General features: G+C 61.1%; 16 protein-coding genes. All 16 read left to right on the top strand.

Going from position 1 to position 18635, the window contains the following annotated elements:
• Positions 1 to 453, top strand: a 453-nt coding sequence (locus tag IAE77_RS16860; RefSeq protein WP_294228757.1) for an FAD-dependent oxidoreductase, incomplete at its 5' end; no start/stop codon positions are given.
• Between the two features lie 324 nt (positions 454 to 777).
• Entirely contained in the window at positions 778 to 2040 is a 1263-nt protein-coding gene (locus IAE77_RS16855) for a PQQ-binding-like beta-propeller repeat protein (protein WP_294228754.1), read from the top strand.
• 173 nt (positions 2041 to 2213) lie between these two features.
• Positions 2214 to 2975 carry a carbonic anhydrase family protein gene (locus IAE77_RS16850; RefSeq protein ID WP_294228750.1) on the top strand — a complete coding sequence of 254 codons (762 nt, stop codon included), beginning with the start codon at positions 2214 to 2216 and terminating at the stop codon, positions 2973 to 2975.
• Positions 2976 to 2996: 21 nt separating this feature from the next.
• Positions 2997 to 4466: a DcaP family trimeric outer membrane transporter gene (locus IAE77_RS16845; protein ID WP_294228748.1), complete on the top strand. Its 1470-nt coding sequence runs from the start codon at positions 2997 to 2999 to the stop codon at positions 4464 to 4466.
• Positions 4467 to 4526: 60 nt separating this feature from the next.
• On the top strand, positions 4527 to 6353 hold the full coding sequence (locus IAE77_RS16840; protein ID WP_294228746.1) for an ATP-binding protein: 1827 nt from the start codon (positions 4527 to 4529) through the stop codon (positions 6351 to 6353).
• Between the two features lie 77 nt (positions 6354 to 6430).
• The gene (locus IAE77_RS16835; protein ID WP_294228743.1) at positions 6431 to 7078 is read left to right on the top strand and encodes a response regulator; all 648 of its coding nucleotides are present in this window, start codon (positions 6431 to 6433) and stop codon (positions 7076 to 7078) included.
• Positions 7079 to 7146: 68 nt separating this feature from the next.
• On the top strand, positions 7147 to 7584 hold the full coding sequence (locus tag IAE77_RS16830) for a response regulator (RefSeq protein WP_294228740.1): 438 nt from the start codon (positions 7147 to 7149) through the stop codon (positions 7582 to 7584).
• On the top strand, positions 7581 to 8615 hold the full coding sequence (locus IAE77_RS16825; protein WP_294228738.1) for a transporter: 1035 nt from the start codon (positions 7581 to 7583) through the stop codon (positions 8613 to 8615). Before IAE77_RS16830 ends, IAE77_RS16825 begins: the two co-directional genes overlap by 4 nt.
• Positions 8616 to 8641: 26 nt before the next feature.
• Positions 8642 to 9223 (top strand): YSC84-related protein, encoded by a 582-nt coding sequence (locus IAE77_RS16820; protein ID WP_294228735.1) that lies wholly within the window; start codon positions 8642 to 8644, stop codon positions 9221 to 9223.
• Between the two features lie 58 nt (positions 9224 to 9281).
• Positions 9282 to 10769: an arylsulfatase gene (locus tag IAE77_RS16815; protein WP_294228732.1), complete on the top strand. Its 1488-nt coding sequence runs from the start codon at positions 9282 to 9284 to the stop codon at positions 10767 to 10769.
• Positions 10770 to 10850: 81 nt separating this feature from the next.
• Entirely contained in the window at positions 10851 to 11861 is a 1011-nt protein-coding gene (locus IAE77_RS16810) for a DUF4105 domain-containing protein (RefSeq protein WP_294228730.1), read from the top strand.
• Between the two features lie 175 nt (positions 11862 to 12036).
• On the top strand, positions 12037 to 12738 hold the full coding sequence (locus tag IAE77_RS16805; RefSeq protein ID WP_294228727.1) for a DUF3313 family protein: 702 nt from the start codon (positions 12037 to 12039) through the stop codon (positions 12736 to 12738).
• 49 nt (positions 12739 to 12787) lie between these two features.
• Positions 12788 to 15280, top strand: a complete 2493-nt coding sequence (locus tag IAE77_RS16800; RefSeq protein ID WP_294228724.1) for a hypothetical protein — start codon at positions 12788 to 12790, stop codon at positions 15278 to 15280.
• Positions 15281 to 15421: 141 nt separating this feature from the next.
• Positions 15422 to 16075, top strand: a complete 654-nt coding sequence (locus IAE77_RS16795) for a DUF502 domain-containing protein (RefSeq protein ID WP_294228721.1) — start codon at positions 15422 to 15424, stop codon at positions 16073 to 16075.
• Positions 16072 to 17271, top strand: coding sequence for a carbohydrate porin (locus IAE77_RS16790; protein WP_294228718.1), 1200 nt, complete (start codon positions 16072 to 16074; stop codon positions 17269 to 17271). Before IAE77_RS16795 ends, IAE77_RS16790 begins: the two co-directional genes overlap by 4 nt.
• 64 nt (positions 17272 to 17335) lie before the next feature.
• On the top strand, positions 17336 to 18607 hold the full coding sequence (locus IAE77_RS16785) for a hypothetical protein (protein WP_294228715.1): 1272 nt from the start codon (positions 17336 to 17338) through the stop codon (positions 18605 to 18607).
• The last annotated feature ends 28 nt before the right edge of the window (positions 18608 to 18635 follow it).

Raw genomic sequence — 18635 nt, 5'->3', positions numbered from 1 at the left:
GGCCGCCGCATGGTCGGCGACTTCGTTTTGACCGAGGCGCAGCTCCGCAAAGCGAACCCCGAGCCCGTGAACGACAGCGTGGGCCTCATCTGGTGGCCGCCGGACTTCCACAGCGCCCGCTGCCTCGTCAAAGACGGCCGCGTGTGGAATGAAGGCGCGGTCTTCAACGTGTCGAAAGAGCCCGACTGGATCCCCTGCGGCATCCCGTATCGCTGCCTCGTGCCGAAAGCCGCCGAATGCACCAATCTCCTCAGCCCGACATGCCCGTCATCAAGCTACGTGGCCTACGGCGCGTATCGCGTCGAGTTCACCTTCATGGTCGCCGCCCAATCCGCCGCCACCGCCGCCGTGATGGCGATGAATGCGGACACACCGGTGCAAAGCGTGGACTATTCGGTACTACGCGAACACCTTCTCGCGGACAAGCAGGTGCTGGAAGTGCCGGCGAAGTGATTCAGCGGAAAATTTCGCGTAACCAACCGCCCGCTTCGTGCATTTCATCCCGCGATGAAGACCACTCTCACGCTATTACGCCCTCGTCTTCACGCCCGCCTCCGCCGCTCGTCGAGCGCCTGCGCGAACGCATCGCGGAGCGCCGCTCGCAGCGTTTGAATGTCGCGTCACATTATCTCTGGCCGGTGAAGACAGAATCACCGCTCCCAGTGCCCGCGAGCAGGGATGATCCATTCGGGGCGCCGTCACCTCCGGTGACGCCGTAATGCGGTGACATCTCAGGGCGGAATGCTGCGTTCTATTTCCGATCAATCCAACCACACCATGAAACGTACTCTGCCGCTGCTCCTGCTCTCCGCCCTTTGCGCACCGTTCCCCGCTCTCGCCGACAACTGGCCCATGTGGCGCGGGGCAAACGGGGATGGCACGTGTTCGGAGTCGAATCTGCCGGAGAAGTGGAGCCAGACGGAGAATGTGGTGTGGAAGGTGGCGCTGCCGGACCGGGGGAATTCCACGCCGGTGGTGTGGGGGGACAAACTGTTCCTGACCCAGGCCATCGAGAATGAGGGAAAGCGCCTGCTGCTGTGCTTTGACAAGAACACTGGCAAGCAGCTCTGGGACGCGGGCACGATCTACAAGGAGAAGGAGCTGACGCATGCGACGAACCCGTATTGCGCCGCGTCGCCAGCCACGAATGGCGAGCGTGTGATCGTGTTCTTCGCCTCGGCGGGCGTGTTTTGCTACGACATGAACGGCAAGGAGCTGTGGAAACGCACGGATCTGGGCAAACAGCACCACATTTGGGGCAACGGGACCTCGCCGGTGATCGCCGGAGACCGTGTGTTCCTGAATTTCGGCCCCGGTGAGAACACGGTGATGCATTGCTTCGACAAAAAGACGGGGAAATCGATCTGGCAGCACAAGGAGCCCGGTGGTGCGAGCGGCGAGGCGGGAAACAAGACCTGGCTCGGCTCCTGGAGTGATCCGCTGCTGCGGAAAGTCGGTTCGCGCTATGAGCTGCTGATGTCGTATCCCGGCCGTGCCTGCGCCTTTGACCCGATGAGCGGCAAGGAGCTGTGGACGTGCGGCGGACTGACGCCGCTGGTGTACAATTCGCCGCTCTACGCGGATGACATGGGCATTTTCATGTGTGGCTACGGTGGAGCAGCGATGGCCGTGAAACTGGGCGGCAGTGGTGATGTGACGGAGAAAAACCGCGTCTGGCATGAACCCCGCGTGCAGCAGCGCATTGGCAGCGGCGTGATTCATGAAGGGCGTCATTACATCCTGACAGACGGCGGCATCGTCGAATGCCGGGACGTGAAGACGGGGAAGCTGGTTTACAACGAGCGCCTCAAAGGCCCCGGACCCACGGCGAAAAACTGGTCCTCCTTGGTTCTCAGTGCTGATGGCAAATGCTATGCCGCGAACCAGGGAGGCGACTGCTTTGTCTTCAAGGCCGGTCCGACTTTCGAACTGATCTCCACGAACTCGCTGGGCGAGCTGATCATCGGCTCCGTTGCGGTGAGCGACGGCCGTCTGTACATCCGGGGTTACAAGAACCTGTGGTGCATCGGGAGGAAGTGACCCGTTTCGGTGGTTACCTGGCACCCACAGGCAACTTGAGCTTTCCAGAGGCATTGGTCTAAGGTCCAATTGAGCTCCGCAAGGCGGCCGGAGACTGTGCGCTTGTGAAAGCGTTCTTCCCTGTCCTCCCTGCTCTTTTCCTTCTTGGCATCCTTGCAGCCTGCAACAAGCCCGTGGGAAGCTCCACCCCTCACGGCGGTGCTGCGCGGCCTGCTCACTGGGGGTATGAAGGCAAGGACGGCCCGGAATACTGGCCGACCTTGAACCCGGCGTATGCGGCCTGTGGTCAGGGGAAAAACCAGTCCCCCATCAACATCACCCAGAGCGCCGCAGGGGATGCGAAGTCGTGGAAGTTCGACTACAAGACCACGTCGCTCAAAATCGCGCATCACGAGCATGTCACAGACATCGTGGACAATGGACATACGATCCAGGTGAGCGTGGATGGCGGCAGCACGCTGACGACGGAGCGCGGGGTTTACACGCTGAAGCAGTTTCATTTCCACACGCCCAGCGAGCACACGATCGACGGCAGTCACTTTCCGATGGAGATGCATTTCGTGCATCAGAGCGCCGACGGGAGGTTCGCCGTGGTGGCCGCGCTGTTCCAGGAAGGCGAAGAAAACGTGAACCTTGCCAAAATCATCCCGCACCTGCCTGCTGCGAAAGGGGCGAAGGCAGACCTTCCCGAAGTGCGGCTGGAGTTGTCCTTCCACCTGCCGGACAGCAAGGCGGCCTATACCTACATGGGATCACTGACGACGCCGCCTTGCACGGAGTCCGTGGAGTGGCTGGTGTTTCGTGATCCGGTCCCCGCGAGCACAGCCCAGTTGGAAGCCTTTGCAAGCCGTCTCAGCCCGAGCAACCGGCCGGTGCAGCCGCTCCACGGACGTGTCATCGGCAGCCGCACCACGGTGAACAAGGTTTCTCGTTGAACGCACGGTCCGTTTCCTGCCATGAAACGCGGTCACCATCGCATCCAGGTGCTGTGCATCGCCCTCATGAGTGCTGGCAGTGCAACCGGGGTCCGCGCTGAAAGCCAGGCCGCTGAATTGGAACATCTTCGCACCACGGTGGCGCGGATGGAGGTGATGATGCAGCAGATGCAGCGGCAGATTGCCCAACTCCAGAACCAGAACGGTGTCGCCAATCCCGTTGGCCAGACCCAAGCAGCGTCAGGGCACGCCAGGCCCCCTTCCGGCCTCGTCCAGAGCAGCAGCCCGGCATCTGAAGCTCCACGATTGAGCGATTCGGAGTCGAAGATGCGGCACCGGGACACAGTCACGGGCGACAATGTCTCCGCGCCGCGGCCTGGCAATGCGCCGATCGATCCCAGTTACAAAGGTTTCATGCAGATCCCAGAGACCCGCACATGGATCAAGCTGGGTGGTTACGCCAAGGTGGACTCGATCTTGGACTCCACCAAGATGGGCAATCCAAACAAGTTCACCACCAGCGGCATTCCTGTCGAAGGCGAGGCGAACTATGGCAAGGGGCAGGAGTATGCTCTTCATGCGAAGCAGAGCCGGTTCAACGTGGAATTACGCACGCCTTCGCCGTTTGGCGCCGTGCGCTACTTCTACGAAAACGATTTCTTCGCGAACAGCGCCAGCCCGGACATGGAATGCAATCTGCGTCACTTCTACGGACAGGTGGCAAACGTCACCGTCGGCCAGACATGGACGACTTTCTTCGATCCGGACACCATTCCGGACACGCTCGATTTCGCTGGTCCGGGTGTGCAGTCCATCCTGCGTCAGCCGCAGGTGCGCCACACTTTTTCCCCGGTTGCCGGTCACATGCATGTGGCTCTGGCTGTGGAGCAGCCGAAGAGCGACATTGGAGCGCTTCCCGCCGGAGCCACGACGCGCACCCCGATGCCGGACTTCACCGGTCACTGGCGTCTGGAAGGCGCTGCGGGGCATGTGCAGGTGGGTGGTGTGGCGCGTTCCCTGGCCTGGGAGGGATCGACAGGCACGGGTGACTCCGCGTTTGCCTGGGGAGCGAACATCTCCGGCGTCCTTCACACAACGAAGAGGGACAGCGTGGTGGCGGGATTGACGTTTGGAGACGGCATCGGTCGCTACATGCAGGATCTGCCCGCCGGCAGTGGCGCTGTGGTGGATGCTGCAGGACACCTCAACACGCTGTCCGGATGGGGTGGTCATGTCGGCTATCGCCACTTCTGGAGCGAACGCTGGCGCTCCGAATTCAGTCTTGGCTGCATCGACATGGAAACGGCGGGCGAACAGGGGCCGAAAGCCTATGACCGAACGTTGTACTCCGAGGTGAATCTGATCTGGGCGCCTTCAAAACGGTTTCACGTCGGCCTGGCGTATCTCCATGGATCGAAGAGGACGCGTGATGGCAGCGAGGGTGGCGCACACCGCATCCAGCTCGGCATGCAGTTCAAGCTCTTCGAGTGAACGCGCCCGAAGACAAGAATCTGATTGTTTCGTCCAACCGTTGATGCTTGAAGAGCCGTCGTGAATCTGATCACCATACTTTGGTCCATGGCGGCAGCGATTTCGCTGTCCTTGGGGGGGATCCATGGGACGGTCTGGTTCTCGGACCGGAAGGTGCGCGCGGAGCTTTGGTTCGCTGTGGCCGCCGTGTGCATGTGCACCTATCCATTTTTCGACATGGCGATGATGCGTGCCTCAACGGCTGCCGCCTATGGCGAGGCTGCGCGTTGGGCCCTGCTGCCGATCGCACTCATGACGGCAGCCATGTTGATGCTGGTGCATTCACACATGGGCACCGGCAGGCGCTGGCTTCTGATTCTTGCACTGACCAGCCGGTTGGGTGCCATCGTGGTGAATCTGGCCTGCCCGCAGGGATTGTTCTTCGACTCAATCGAAGGATTGAGGACCGTGACGCTGCTTGGAGAAGCCGTTTCACTGCCGGTGGGGGTGCCGGGCCGCTGGATGTGGGTGGAGCATCTCGGAGCTGTCATCTGGATGGGTTACGTGGCAGATGCTTCGGTCAGACTTTGGCGAAAAGGCGACGCGGAGGGACGGCGGCGGGTGGCGATGATTGGTGGTGGCATTTTGCTGATCTTTGTCCCAGGGCTTGTGCAGGCCTCGCTGGTGGTCCGGCAGGTCATCTCCGTCCCAGTGATGGTGACGCCGTTTTTCACGGTATTGATGCTCGCCATGGGCTTTGAACTGAGCCGGGACGTGCTTCGGGCGGCGCAGTTGTCCCACAGTCTTGCCGAAAGCGAAAAGCGTTTGGCACTGGCCGCCACCGCCGCACAACTGGCACTGTGGGAATGGGACCTGCGGACCAATTTGATCTGGGTGTCGAATGAAGGCCGCCGGATCTATGGCGTCGGCCAGGACGAGGAAATCGACTTCCAACGTTTTGTGGCCACGCTGCATCCAGAGGATCGTGACATGGTGGCTGTGGAGGTGGACAAGACGATGTCTGGAGCAGGCCTGTTTTCCGCCGAATACCGCGTCGTGGTGCCAGATGGGAAAGAGCGCTGGGTTGCAGCCTCAGGGCGGCTCGAACGGGATGCCAAAGGCCGTGCACTGCTGTTGCGCGGTGTTTCGATGGACATCAGCGAGAAAAAACGTTCCGAACAGGAGCTCATGCAGAAGCGTCAGGATCTCACGCATCTTTCCCGCGTCAGCATGCTGGGCGAGCTCGCCGGTACCATCGCTCATGAACTGAACCAACCCTTGGCCGCGATGTTGAGCAACTCCCAGGTCGGACGCGGCATGTTCGACTCGCCGGATCCTGACTTGAACGAACTGGCGTCCATCCTGGAGGACATCACTTCGGACGCCAAACGGGCCGGCAGCATCATCCACGGCATGCGTGCCATGTTTAAAAAAGAGTCGCTCGTCGAGATGCAGCCCGTGAACATCCATGAGGCGGTCAACCAGGTGTGCAGCCTTTTGCATAGTGAAATCGTCGTTAGAAAAGCCAAGGTCACGCTCGTGCTGGCGGAATCGCTTCCGGATGTGATGGCGGGGCGCGTGGAGATCCAGCAGGTCCTCATCAATCTTGTCCTCAACAGCCTCGATGCGATCAAGGCGGCAGGTAACAGCCTGGGCCAGGTCCGCATCAGCACGGAGCACCGGGATGGCCGCGTCATCATCAGCGTTTCAGACAACGGGCCTGGAATCGCTCCGGAAATGCTGACCCGCCTTTTCGAGGCCTTCGCAACGTCAAAGCCGGGAGGATTGGGCCTCGGACTCGCCATCAGCATGGGTATCATCAAGAACTTTGAGGGAGACCTTACGGGCGGAAACCTGCCTGGAGGCGGCGCGGCGTTTCACATCTCGCTGCCGGCCATTCGAGAGTGAGCTGGTTCACCGATGACATCTGGCGAAAATGCCGCTTGCGAGCAAAACGGGTGCCGCCAAAGAGTGCCATCCTGCCGATGAGTCCTGAACCCGCCACCGTCTTCATCGTGGATGACGACTTTTCCGTCTGCCGCAGTCTGGCACGTCTGGTGCGTCAGGCGGGATTGCGCGCGGAGACGTTCGGATCCGCGGAGGAGTTTCTGCGTTTGCAGACCGATCCGCTGACAAGGCCTGCCTGCGCCGTAGTGGACCTGCACATGCCCGGTCTCAGCGGCATCGAACTGCAAAAGCGTCTTTGCGACAGCCCGGCTGCCTGTCCGGTCATCTTCATCAGTGGAAACGGGGACATTCCCTCCACAGTGCAGGCCATGCGGCAGGGCGCGGTGACCTTCCTGACCAAGCCTTTTGACACGACCGAGCTGCTGCATGCCATCGAAGAGGCGCTGCGCAAGCATCGCGCATCGATGGTGGCTGATCACCGTGCGAGCGCGATCCTCGCCCGCGTGAACGATCTCACCGAGCGGGAGATCGAAGTCATGGCCTGGATCATCACCGGTGCGTTGAACAAGCAGATTGCCGCCGAGCTCAACATTGTGGAGAAGACGGTGAAGGTGCATCGCGCCCGGGTGCTGGAAAAGATGCAGGTCTCCTCCGTGGCCGAGCTCGTCCGCGTCTGCGCGGTGGTGAACTTCGCCCCGGCAAAGGCGGCGGAGCGGAAGGCGTGATCCCGGGCCTTTGTTGGCCCAAGGTCCAATAGCGGCGCTTTTTCGTTCCGGGCAGAGTGGCGCTGCAAATGCCCACCAAACGGCCCACCATTTTTTTGATCGATGACGACGCGAGCGTTCGCCGGGCGCTGGGGCGTGTGATGACGTCCGCCGGGCTGGATTATCTGGCCTTTGAGTCTGCGGATGAGTTTCTTGCCTGCAAAACCGTTGTGAAGTCCGGCTGCATCGTTGCGGACATGACCCTGCCAGGTCTCAGCGGCCTGGATCTCAAGCACGCGCTTAATGCGCGTCATTCGAAGCTGCCGCTCATTTTTCTCACCGCGCACGACACGACTGAATCACGCAGCGCGGCACACGAGGCAGGTGCCGAGGCCTATTTCCGCAAGCCTGTGGACACACAGGCGCTGCTGGACGCCATCCATTGGGCGCTCAACGAACCGCAGGACTCCAGTCCGCTTTCCTCCATCAAACCACAAACTCAAATAGCCGACATCCCGATCCCATGAAGACACTCCGGAAACAAAACCTCCTCGCCAGCCTGCTGCTTGGCATGCTGGCCTTTGGCACTCATCCTGCACAGGCTGAGATCGGCCACTTTGCGCCAGCGCTTCCGAACATCCGTGACTTTGCGGTGCCTGAACCGGGGTTCTATGGTGCGATGCTGAACTACTGGTACTCCGCCGACCGCCTGAATGACAGCGGTGGGAACAAAGTGACCACTCTGACCATCAGCCCCGGACCTGGACCCGGACTGACACTCACGCCTGACATCAAAGTGGACATCTATGCCCTCTCCCCCATGTTCATCTGGGTCTCGGACTACAAGATCTTCGGCGCAAAGTATGCCGCTTACATCGCGCCATCGTTTGCCACATCCACCATTTCCGCCTCGCTGACCACTTTGCGTGAGCGCGGCGCCTCAGTGAGCGGCCGCTCAGATTTCGGCCTGGGTGACTTGTTTGTACAGCCGCTTTGGCTTGGCTGGACCAGGAAGCATTTCGATTTTGCCTTCGGCTATGGGTTCTACGCGCCCATCGGTCGCTATGACACTGAAACGGTGACCCTGCCCGTCGTTGGCTCGTTCCAGACGGAGGCTGCGGACAACCTTGGCTACGGTTTCTGGACCAATCAGCTCCAGACGGCGGCCACCTGGTATCCTTGGGAAGACAAACGCATGGCCGTGGCTGTGGCGTTGACCTATGAGCTCCACGGCAAGAAGCGGGACTTCGACTACACGCCTGGCAGCAACCTCACCTTTAACTGGGGCGTCAGCCAGTTCCTGCCGCTGACGTCTGACCAAAAGCTTCTCATGGAAATCGGTCCCACCGGCTACAGCAGCTGGCAGGTGTCGGATGACAAAGGCAGCCACGCCAAGAACCCGAATGTGCATGATTCAGTTCATGCCGTCGGCGGCCAGTTGGGCCTGACCTACGTGCCTTGGATGCTGTCGATCAACTTCCGCGGCATGTACGAGTATGCCTCACGCGACCGGTTCCAGGGACACTCGTTCGGTTTGAACATTGCCAAGAAGTTTTAACCCGAACCATCCAGAGGACCGACTCCATGAAACATTCTTTTCAAACCATCGCGTTCACCGCTTTTGCCATCGCTGCCAGCTTGTTGACCAGCGGTTGCGCCAGCAATCAGAGGCCCAGTGCGTTGAGCAGCAGCGGACGCGAGATCTCGCATGAGTCGCACGCCGCCCTGCGCTGGCTCTATGGCACCAATCCCAAGGCGCGAGCGCTGGGCTCGCAGGCCAGGGCCGTCATGGTCTTCCCCAAGATCATCAAAGGCGGCTTCATGGTGGGCGGCATGGCCGGAAACGGGGCGCTCATCCGTGGCGGATCGACAAGCGCGTTCTACCAGACCGCGGGGCTCTCCTATGGCATGCAAGCGGGCATCCAAAGCTACGGTTATGCGCTCTTCTTCATGGATGAGGCCGCCCTCCGCTCCATCGACCAGAGGGACGGTTGGGAGATCGGCAGCGCTCCGAGCCTCGTGGTGCTCGATCAGGGCATGGCGGGATCGCTGAGCACCACCACGATCAACAAGGGCATCTACGCCGTCTTTTTCAACCAGCAGGGCCTCATGGGCGGGCTCGGCCTTCAAGGCTCCAAGATCACCCGCATCCACCCCAACCCCTGATGTCTGAAACAAGGGGCGCCGGACATCACCGCACTCACTTCACTAAACACACACCATCATGAAACACACCGTCAAACTCCTGGTGCTCGCCGTTGGCATGGCGCTCACCGCCCTCTCGACAACGCAGGCCGCGTCCAAACCCAACATCGTACACATCGTCTCGGATGATCTTGGGTGGAAGGACGTCGGATTCAACGGCGCCACTGACATCAAGACGCCTCACATCGACGCGCTGGCCGCCGGAGGAGCCAAGTTCACCCAGTTCTACACCCAGTCCATGTGTACTCCCACACGGGCCGCTTTGATGACCGGCCGTTATCCCTTCCGCTATGGCCTGCAGACCATCGTCATTCCCGGACCAGCCGGCTACGGCCTCGACACCAGCGAGTACTTGCTGCCTCAGTGCCTCAAGGACGCCGGTTACTCCACCGCCATCATCGGCAAATGGCACCTCGGCCACGCCGACATCAAATACTGGCCGAAACAGCGCGGCTTTGACTACCAATACGGTGCCATGATCGGCGAGCTGGACTACTACACGCACAGCGATGCCGGCGTGCTCGACTGGTTCCGCAACAACCAGCCTGTGAAAGAGGAAGGCTACACCACGCAGCTCATCGGCAACGACGCGGTGAAGTACCTCAACGAGCAGAGCGCCGACAAGCCCTTCTACCTCTACCTCACCTTCAACGCGCCGCACACGCCCTACCAGGCCCCACAGGATTACATCGACCGCTACAAGGACATCGAGGAGCCCACCCGCCGCATCTACGCAGGCATGGTCACCTGCATGGATGACGAGATCGGCCGCGTCGTCGCCACCCTCGAAAAGAAAGGCATGCGTGAAAACACCCTCATCATCTTCCACAGCGACAACGGCGGAACCAAGAACGCCATGTTCGCCGGCCAGATGACTGATCTTTCCAAGCTCAAGCTGCCCTGCGACAACGGTCCGTATCGCGATGGCAAAGGCTCCCTCTTTGAAGGCGGCAGCCGTGTCGCAGCCTGCGCCAACTGGCCCGGCCACATCAAGCCGCAGACGGTGGACGGCATCATCCACGCTGTGGACCTCTATCCGACGCTCGCCTCGCTCGCCGGTGCCTCCACCGCCAAGTGCAAGCCGCTCGATGGCGTCAACGTCTGGGACACCATCGCCAAGGGCAGGAACTCTCCCCGCACCGAGCTCGTCTATAACGTCGAGCCCTTCCGCGGCGCCGTGCGCCAGGGTGACTGGAAGATGATCTGGCGCACCTTGATCCCCACCAGCGTCGATCTCTACAACCTCGCTGACGATCCCTATGAGCAAAATAACGTGGCTTCGAAGCATCCGCTCAGAATCCACTCCATGCAGGCCCGCCTGAACGAACTCGGCAAGGAGTCCGCCAAACCGCTCGCGCTGATGTACGTCGCCAGCGTCGGTCTGGCCCACGGCAAGCCGAACATGGCCTCTCCCGATGGCAAAAAGCCCGCCGCCGAGCCGGTTCACGGCCACTCCATCACCGACGAAGGCGTTGGCGAGAAGGACATTCACGCCGAACAGAAGTAAACCATTCACCAGAGGAAACGGGGACATCTGGCCGCGAGGCCGGGTCTCCGTTTCCTTCGTTGTTTTCACACCACACGATCCATGAAGCTCGTCGTTCGAGTTGGGAAGAAACTGGGAAGGTGCCTTGTCTGGCTTTTGCTGTTGCTCGCCGCCGCATGGGCTTTTGGCGCGCTGCACTTTGATTTCCCGGTGTTTCGCGATGTCATCGCAGGATCCTTCGTCGTGGGTGTGGTGATGGCCTTGTTTCTGCCACGGGGCTTCTGCAAACAGACCGCCTGGGCTTTTGCATTGTGCGGCGTGGTGCTTGCCTGGTGGCTCACACTGACCCCGCGTGCCGACCGTGACTGGCAGCCGGACGTGGCGGAGATGCCTTGGGCCGCAATCCTTGGCGATGAAGTCACGGTTTACAATGTCCGGCAGTTCGAATACCGCACTGCGACGGATTTCACGCCGCGCTGGGAGACACGCACGATCCGCCTCTCGCAGATCACCGGCGTGGACATGTTCATCAACTACTGGGGCTCGCCCTGGATGGCACATCCCATCGTCAGCTTTCAATTCGCTGATGCGCCACCCCTGTGTTTTTCCATCGAGACCCGCAAGGAGGTCGGAGAAAAGTATTCCGCCATCGGCGGCATTTACCGGCAGTTCGAGCTGTATGTTGTCGCCGCGGACGAGCGGGATGTCATCCGCCTGCGCACCAGCATTCGTCCGGGGGAGGAATCGTACCTCTATCGCACACGCCTCACGCCCGAGCGTGCCCGCGAGCGTTTCATCGAATATCTGAGGACGTTGAACCAGTTGCGTGAGCAGCCACGCTGGTACAACGCGGTCACCACCAACTGCACCACGGCCATTCGCGGCCAGCACCCTGCCGGGAAACGTCTCCCGTGGGACTGGCGCATCCTTGTCAATGGCAAGGCGGACAGCCTGCTCTACGAGCGCGGCCACATCGAGACCGGCGGCCTGCCTTTTGCCGCGCTGCGTGAAAAAGCGCTCATCAATTCAGCCGCGAAGGCGGCGGGCACCTCCCCCGAGTTCTCTCGTCTCATTCGTGCGGGACGGCCGGGTTTTGAAAACGGCCCGCGATGAACCTGAGCCCCCCGGATGGCATGCCGCAGCACGTGTTGGCCTTAGGTCCAATAGGCGGAGCATCCATCGCATGACATAAGTGCCTCCTCACACCGAACTCATCCCTGATTTCATCACCACCATGATCCCAATCCGTCTTTTTCCTTGTTTGTCCGCCGCTTTGATGGCGACTGCCATGACATCCTGCCAGTTGCTTGAGCCCGCGCCTGCGGCCGATTCCGGCTTCAATCCGAAAACCACTGGATCGGCCCCCACGCGTGCCGCGTTTCTTCAGCAGGCCTGGGTGGCAGACTCCCATCGTGGCAAGCCGGTCAGTGAGCAATTCAATGCCGTGTACTTTGCTCCAGTGAACACCCGTTTCATGGCCGAGCAGAGCTGGTGGCAGCAGCAGACGCCGATGCGCCAGCAGTCTCTATCGGAAGATGCCCGGGCCATCGCCACGCGCATGCGGCAGCAGTTCATGGCTGCCGCCAGCAATCATCCATCCCACAAGATGCGACTCGCCACTTCTCCCGGGCCCGGAGTGCTGGTCATCGAGCTGGCACTGGTCGAACTGGTGCCGTCCAAGGCCTATTGGAATGCTGCGGCGACTGCCGCCGGCTTTGCCGTTCCGGGGGCGGGCTTTCTCTCTGTGGCTGGACGCGGCAGCATCGCCATCGAAGGCCGCGCGCGGGATGGTGCCAGCAACAGCCTCGTCGCCACATTCAAAGACAGGCGTGCGGACAAGACGGCTCCAGTCAATCTGGGCAACTATTCCTGGTATCACGGGGCGGAAACAAACATCGCGGACTGGGCCTCGGAGTTTGCTGAATTCATCAACACACCGCCCAGCCATGTCGTGAAGCGCGCCAAGCCGGTCACGCTGAAACCTTGGTAAGACGCGGCCTGGCACCTCCCTCCCCACTTCTCCCTTCTCTCTGAGCATCATGAAGATCAATTCCAGCATCCGTGTGCTTCGCACCGCGTTCTTCGCGGTTGTGGGCAGCTTGTCCATGTCCATGGCCGTGGCGGAGGACACAGGCGTCCTCGATCCCGAGTCCTGGCCGCGTGTTTATCAAATCGGTGGTGCGGAGGTGGCCATCTACATGCCGCAGATCCTTGAATGGCAGGATTTCCGCCATTTGAAGGGTACGTCTGCCATCGGGGTGAAGCTGGAGGGCAGCAAGGAGGCCACTTTCGGTGCCGTCGCCATTGATGCGGAAACTGTGACAGACCTGGATCACGACACGGTGCGTGTCGGCAAGCGGGAGTTCACCCAGTTTCGTTTTCCCGAGCTCGATGCCGCCGGCACCGCCAAAGCCGAGGCGTTGGTGCGCTCCGTATTGAAGCCTGAGACACCCTTGGAAATGCCACTGGCCGCTGTGACAGCCGCGTTGAACCGTGATGACGTCACCACGGCGGACACTGCGGTGAGTTTCGAGCCGCCGCCCATCTTCTACAGCGACTCGCCAGCCGTGCTTGTGACCTTCATCGGCGAGCCGAAGCTGGAGGCGGTGAACGAAGATGATCCGTCCCTCATGTTTGCTGTGAATACAAACTGGGACGTGCTCTTCAACGAGGGACAATACTACCTGCTGACGGAGAACCAGTGGCTCGTGACCCAGGATGTCATCCAAGGCCCGTGGAAGACTGCCAAGGCCGTGCCCGCATCCTTTAAAAAGCTGCCCGACGATGCCAACTGGTCCGAAGTGAAGGCGAAGATCGATCTTCCGGCTGACAGCACGCCTGCACCGCGTGTTTTTGCCGCAAACCGTCCCTCGGAGATCATCGTCACGACTGGCAAACCGCAGTTGGTGCCGATTTCAGGCACCTCTCTGATGTATGTGGCGAACACAGAGAGCGACCTGTTCCTGCATCCTGCCGGCAAAAACTACTTCCTGCTCACAGCAGGTCGCTGGTTCAGCGCCTCGAACCTTGAAGGGCCCTGGGCTTCCGCCATGGACACGCTGCCGGCAGACTTTGCCCGCATTCCCGAAGCACACCCGAAGGCGCACGTCCTGGCCTCCGTGCCCGGGACGCCCGAGGCAGACGAGGCGGTGATCCTCGCCTCCATCCCGCAGACGGCCACTGTGGACCGCTCCAGCACGACCGTACAGGTCGCCTACGAGGGCCAGCCAAAGTTCAAAGCCATCCCAGGTGCCACCGGTGTGCAGTATGCCACAAACACGTCCTATGACGTGTTCCTGGTGAACGGCATGTATTATTGCTGCCATCAAGGCGTGTGGTTCCAGGCACCAGCCGCCGGCGGCGCATGGATCGTTTGTGACAACGTGCCTGCGCCCATCTACAGCATTCCGCCGCAGAGTCCGAAGTACAATGTGACACATGTCCATGTGTACAATTCCACGCCGACGACCGTGCAAGTCGGAGCGACCTCCGGTTACTCCGGCGCTTATGTCGCCCGTGGTCTCGTGGTCTTCGGACTTGGCATGTGGCTCGGTCATGCGCTGGCGGACGACGATGATCACTGGCACCATCACTATTATCCGAGCCCGTATTGGTATGGCTACGGTTGTGGCGCGGTTTACCATCACGGCCATGGCTACTACCGCTGCGGCGCCCGCTACTACGGTCCGTACGGCGGCGCGGGCTTTGGAGCGGCCTACAATCCAGTCACCGTCATTTATTCTCGCGGCGCCTATGCGTATGGACCCCGCGGTGCCGTGACCGCCCGCACCGCTTACAATCCATGGACGAACACTGCCGCAGGTCGTGTGTCCGTTCAGACACCCTACGGCTCCTGGGGCCGCTCGGCAGTCGTGCGTGATGACGAGTGGGTGCGTGCCGGTCATCACTCGAACGCCCGGGGCACAGTGGGCGGCGTGCAAACATCCCGCGGCGGCGTGGCGGTCGGCGTGAACCGCAAATACGGCTCCGACGCCTTCATCACCAAAACAGCGGGTGGAGACGTCTATGTCGGCAAGGACGGCAACATCTACAAGAAGGACGAGAACGGTTGGCACTCACGCTCCGATGGCGGCTGGCACAATGCGCCCAATGTGCCGGCAAACAATCCCCCTAACCCCCCGCGCACGCCTCCATCCTCCTCCCGCCCCGAGCGTCCCACCACGCTGCCTGTGCAGCAGCCAGGCACGCGTCCGACCAAGCCCGAACAACCCGTGACGCGTCCTGCTCAGCCGAGCACTCGTCCTGCACCACCAACGACCCGACCCACACAACCCAGCACACGGCCGGTTCAGCCTTCAACGCGGCCGTCCACACGCCCGACGACACAGCCTGCGGGCCGATCTGGAGCGGGGAATCTCAACCGCGGCAGTTACCAGAACCGCCAGTCCACGCCCTCGCAGCTCAATCGGGACGCCTACTCCCGCTCCCGCTCCAGCGCTGCCTCGCGTTCGACATCCGGTGCTTCACGCTCTGGTGGTGGTGCGACACGTTCACGTGGCGGCCGCCGCTAAGTTTCACATTCGGTCCACCAGCCATGAAAACCCTCTTCATTCCCGACATGCTGATCTTCGTGCTCGCGTGGCTGCCGGCGGTCCATTCGGCGGGACACCTGGTCTCCATGAGCTGAACGGGCTGCGACGCCGGCCGCCTCCATGAAACGAATCGCCGCCTTTCTCAAAGCCACCACCCTCGGCGGGTTGTTTGTCTTGCTGCCGGTGGTGGTGCTGTTCGTCCTTGTGACGAAGATCGCGGTCTCCGTGCGCTCTGGAGCGCAGGCTCTCATGGAGACATTCGCCGGCCACGATTCGGTGGTGGCGGAGTTCCCGATGATCTACGCCGTGCTGATCATGGTGGGGCTGTCATTTGTGCTCGGTTTGATCATGATCTCACGCCGCGGAAGGGTGGTTGGCACCTGGGTCGAGCGAACGCTGCTGTTTCGTGTTCCCGGCTATTCCGCCTTGAGAGCCGTCATCGGGGGGCTGGCCTGCGTGGAGAGCGAAAGCGTGGTCAGACCTGGCATGTTGAAGACGCGCGACGGCGTCGAATCGTTTGTCTTCATCACCGAGGATCATGGCGATGGCAGACTCACCATTTTCATGCCCGGCACCCCCAATCCAGGCTCCGGCTCGGTGAAGATCGTCCCGAGGGAACTGGTCAGCCCATTGCATGTCCGCATCTCATCTGTCGCCAACGCGCTGCAGCAGTGGGGGGTGGGCTCGGCCAGGCTCCTCGCCAGGCACGAAAGCTATTGGAACGGCCGTGAGGAAACGGGCGAAAATTCGCAGCGCACAATCTCTGAAGCATGAAACGGCTTTCCTCATGCCTGCTCACAGCATTCGCCTGCCTTGCGTCCCCGGCGCCGGCCGAGCAGGCAGTTTCGGGCGGCGTGAAACGCAATGAGGACGGCATCGCCGCCACCATCGCCATTCGTGATCACGATTGGAGTCATTCAAGGGAGCAGTGGCAGCAACGACGCACTGCCTGGATGGAGGCGCTGCGTCTGGACATCGCGCTCAGCTACGACTCGCTGGCGATTGGCGCCGTGGGACGCAACGACGGCTGGGGCGCGTCATCAGGAGATGGCACGTTGAACCTGCGGTGGCAGATCAATCCGGATGCCAGCAAGGCGCCCCTGTCCCTCAACCTGCGGGTGCGGCATCGTCATGCCTACAGCGATCTTGCGCCCTCCCAGCTCCGCAAAGAGACTGGCGCGCTCTGGGGTCATGTCGATGGTTTCACGAATGCAGGATTCCAAGTGCCGGAAATTTTTTTGGAGGACAAGTTTTTCGATCAACGGCTGACGCTCCGTTATGGCCAGATGACCATCGATGACCTGCTCGACGGGCATCAAATGCGCAGCGCCAAGCGCTCGTTCATGAATCAAGCCTTCTCATCCAGTCCGGCGGTGGGTTTTCCAGGTTCGGATCTCGGTGCCGTTGTTCGATGGGAGAGCCGCGCGGGCTGGGATGTCACGCTGGCGGCCTCACACCTCGACTCCACCAATCTGAGCGAATCTGCCGAATGGAAGTTTCGAGGGGGCGCGTTGTTCACCGCGGCTCAGCTCGGCTACAATTTCAAAGGCTGGGAATGCCGGCCCGCCCGGGTCCAGTTGCTGGCTTGGAATTCGGATGCGATGCCGGAGTTCAACCTCCAGCCTGGCCGGGGTGTGAGCCTGACCCTTGAGCAACAACTGGCGGGTCGCACCCACAGTTTCTTTCGCTATGCCTGGGCTGATGGCGAGGCTGCGGTGACGGATCACTTCGCTGTGGCTGGCGTGGCGTTCGACCTGCGCAAGTCCGATCGCCTCGGGCTTTCCATCGCCGCAGGCAGTTCGTCCGCTGATTCGAACGGCTGGGAGAGCGTGGTTGAGGTTTTCTACCGTCGTCAAATCAGCAAGACGCTTCACATCACTCCGGATGTTCAGTTCGTCGCCGGTGATGGCGTCGGCGGTCATGCCGACTGGATCATCATCGGCGGCGTGCGTGCCAGTTTTGCCTTTTGAACCATCCTGTAGGACCAAAGGCCAATAGCAGAGGCTCGCGGGAATCTTCACCATGCGGCCTGTCATGCGTACCTCCCTCTTTCTCCCTCTTGTCGCCGCAGTCTTTTGCACTGCGGACGGTCTCCTGGCTCAAACAGCATCTGCCGCCGCTTCCGGGTATGAAAAGCCGCCGGTGCTGAAAGCTTCCGAGATCCTTCAGCCCGTTTATCTCTCCAGTCCCTTCCATCGCGTCAGGGAGGATGTCATTCCGGACCAGGGATCGAATCATTTTGTGATCGACTCGGACTTTGGGCTCTTCATCGCCCATGGAAATCAGATGCTGCACGACCGCGTCAAGGAGATCTTCGCCCTCGTCAGACTGCGTGAAATGTCCAACACCCAGGAGTTTGCGGAAGGCGTGAAACAGGCTGCCATGGCTCCGTTGCAGGCGGCGGATCATCTGATCAGCGATCCGGCGGAAACTCTCACCTCCACCATGCAGGGCGTCGGCAAGTTTCTCGGCCGTGTCGGTCGCGGCGCGAAGCAGGTGGTTACTGGTGAAGAAAGGGCGAACGGCCAGGACGGCATGTTGAAGGCCGCGGCCGGTGTTTCGAGCACGAAACGCCAGCTCTGCGCCGAACTCGGCGTGAGCCCTTACAGCACGAACGAGCTTCTTCAGGATGAGCTCGACCGCGTGGCCTGGGTGATGTTTGCCGGTCGCATGACCGTCAAAGCGGCCACCATGCCCATCAGTGGCGCAGCCGGAGCTGCCCTGAGCGCTCTCAACACCGTCGATACCACCACCCAGATGGTTTATGATCAAAGCCCCTCCGATCTCCAGGCGCTGAATCTTTCCCGCCTGCGCAATCTGGGCATCAGCGAGGATGCCGCGAAGGCCTTTCTCGCCACCAAGGCGTTTTCCCCCTGGCATCAGACGCATTTCGTCAGCTCGCTCGAGAAAATGACTGGCGTCAAAGGGCGCGAGATCCTGCTCCGTGACGCCACAAGCATGTGTGAGAATGAGGCGGACGCTGTCTTCTATCAACAGACGACGCTTCTCATCTCCCATGCTCACATCCACGGCATCCCGGTGGACCGCATTGCGCTGGTGAACGGCATGCCGGTCTGCATCGGGGCAGATGGCGGCCTTGTCGTCGCCTTGCACTGGGATTACGCCATGTGGTCGCCGCGTTCGAAGCGCTTTGCCGAGGCTGTGCAGGCGATGAGGGTGGACGGTGCCAAGCCGTCATCGCTCATCGTCGTTCTCACCGGGGTGATGTCACCCGGCTTGCGTCAGGAACTCGAGGCCCGCGGCTTCCGGGTGCAGGACAAGCTGCTCAAAGGGCCGCTGAATTAAGGCACGGTTCACCCCAGCATTCCAGATC

This window comes from Prosthecobacter sp. (assembly GCF_014879935.1).
In the GTDB taxonomy this organism is placed as follows: domain Bacteria; phylum Verrucomicrobiota; class Verrucomicrobiia; order Verrucomicrobiales; family Verrucomicrobiaceae; genus Prosthecobacter.
Note: the sequence above shows the minus strand (reverse complement) of the source record. Positions and strands in the feature narration are given on the sequence as shown.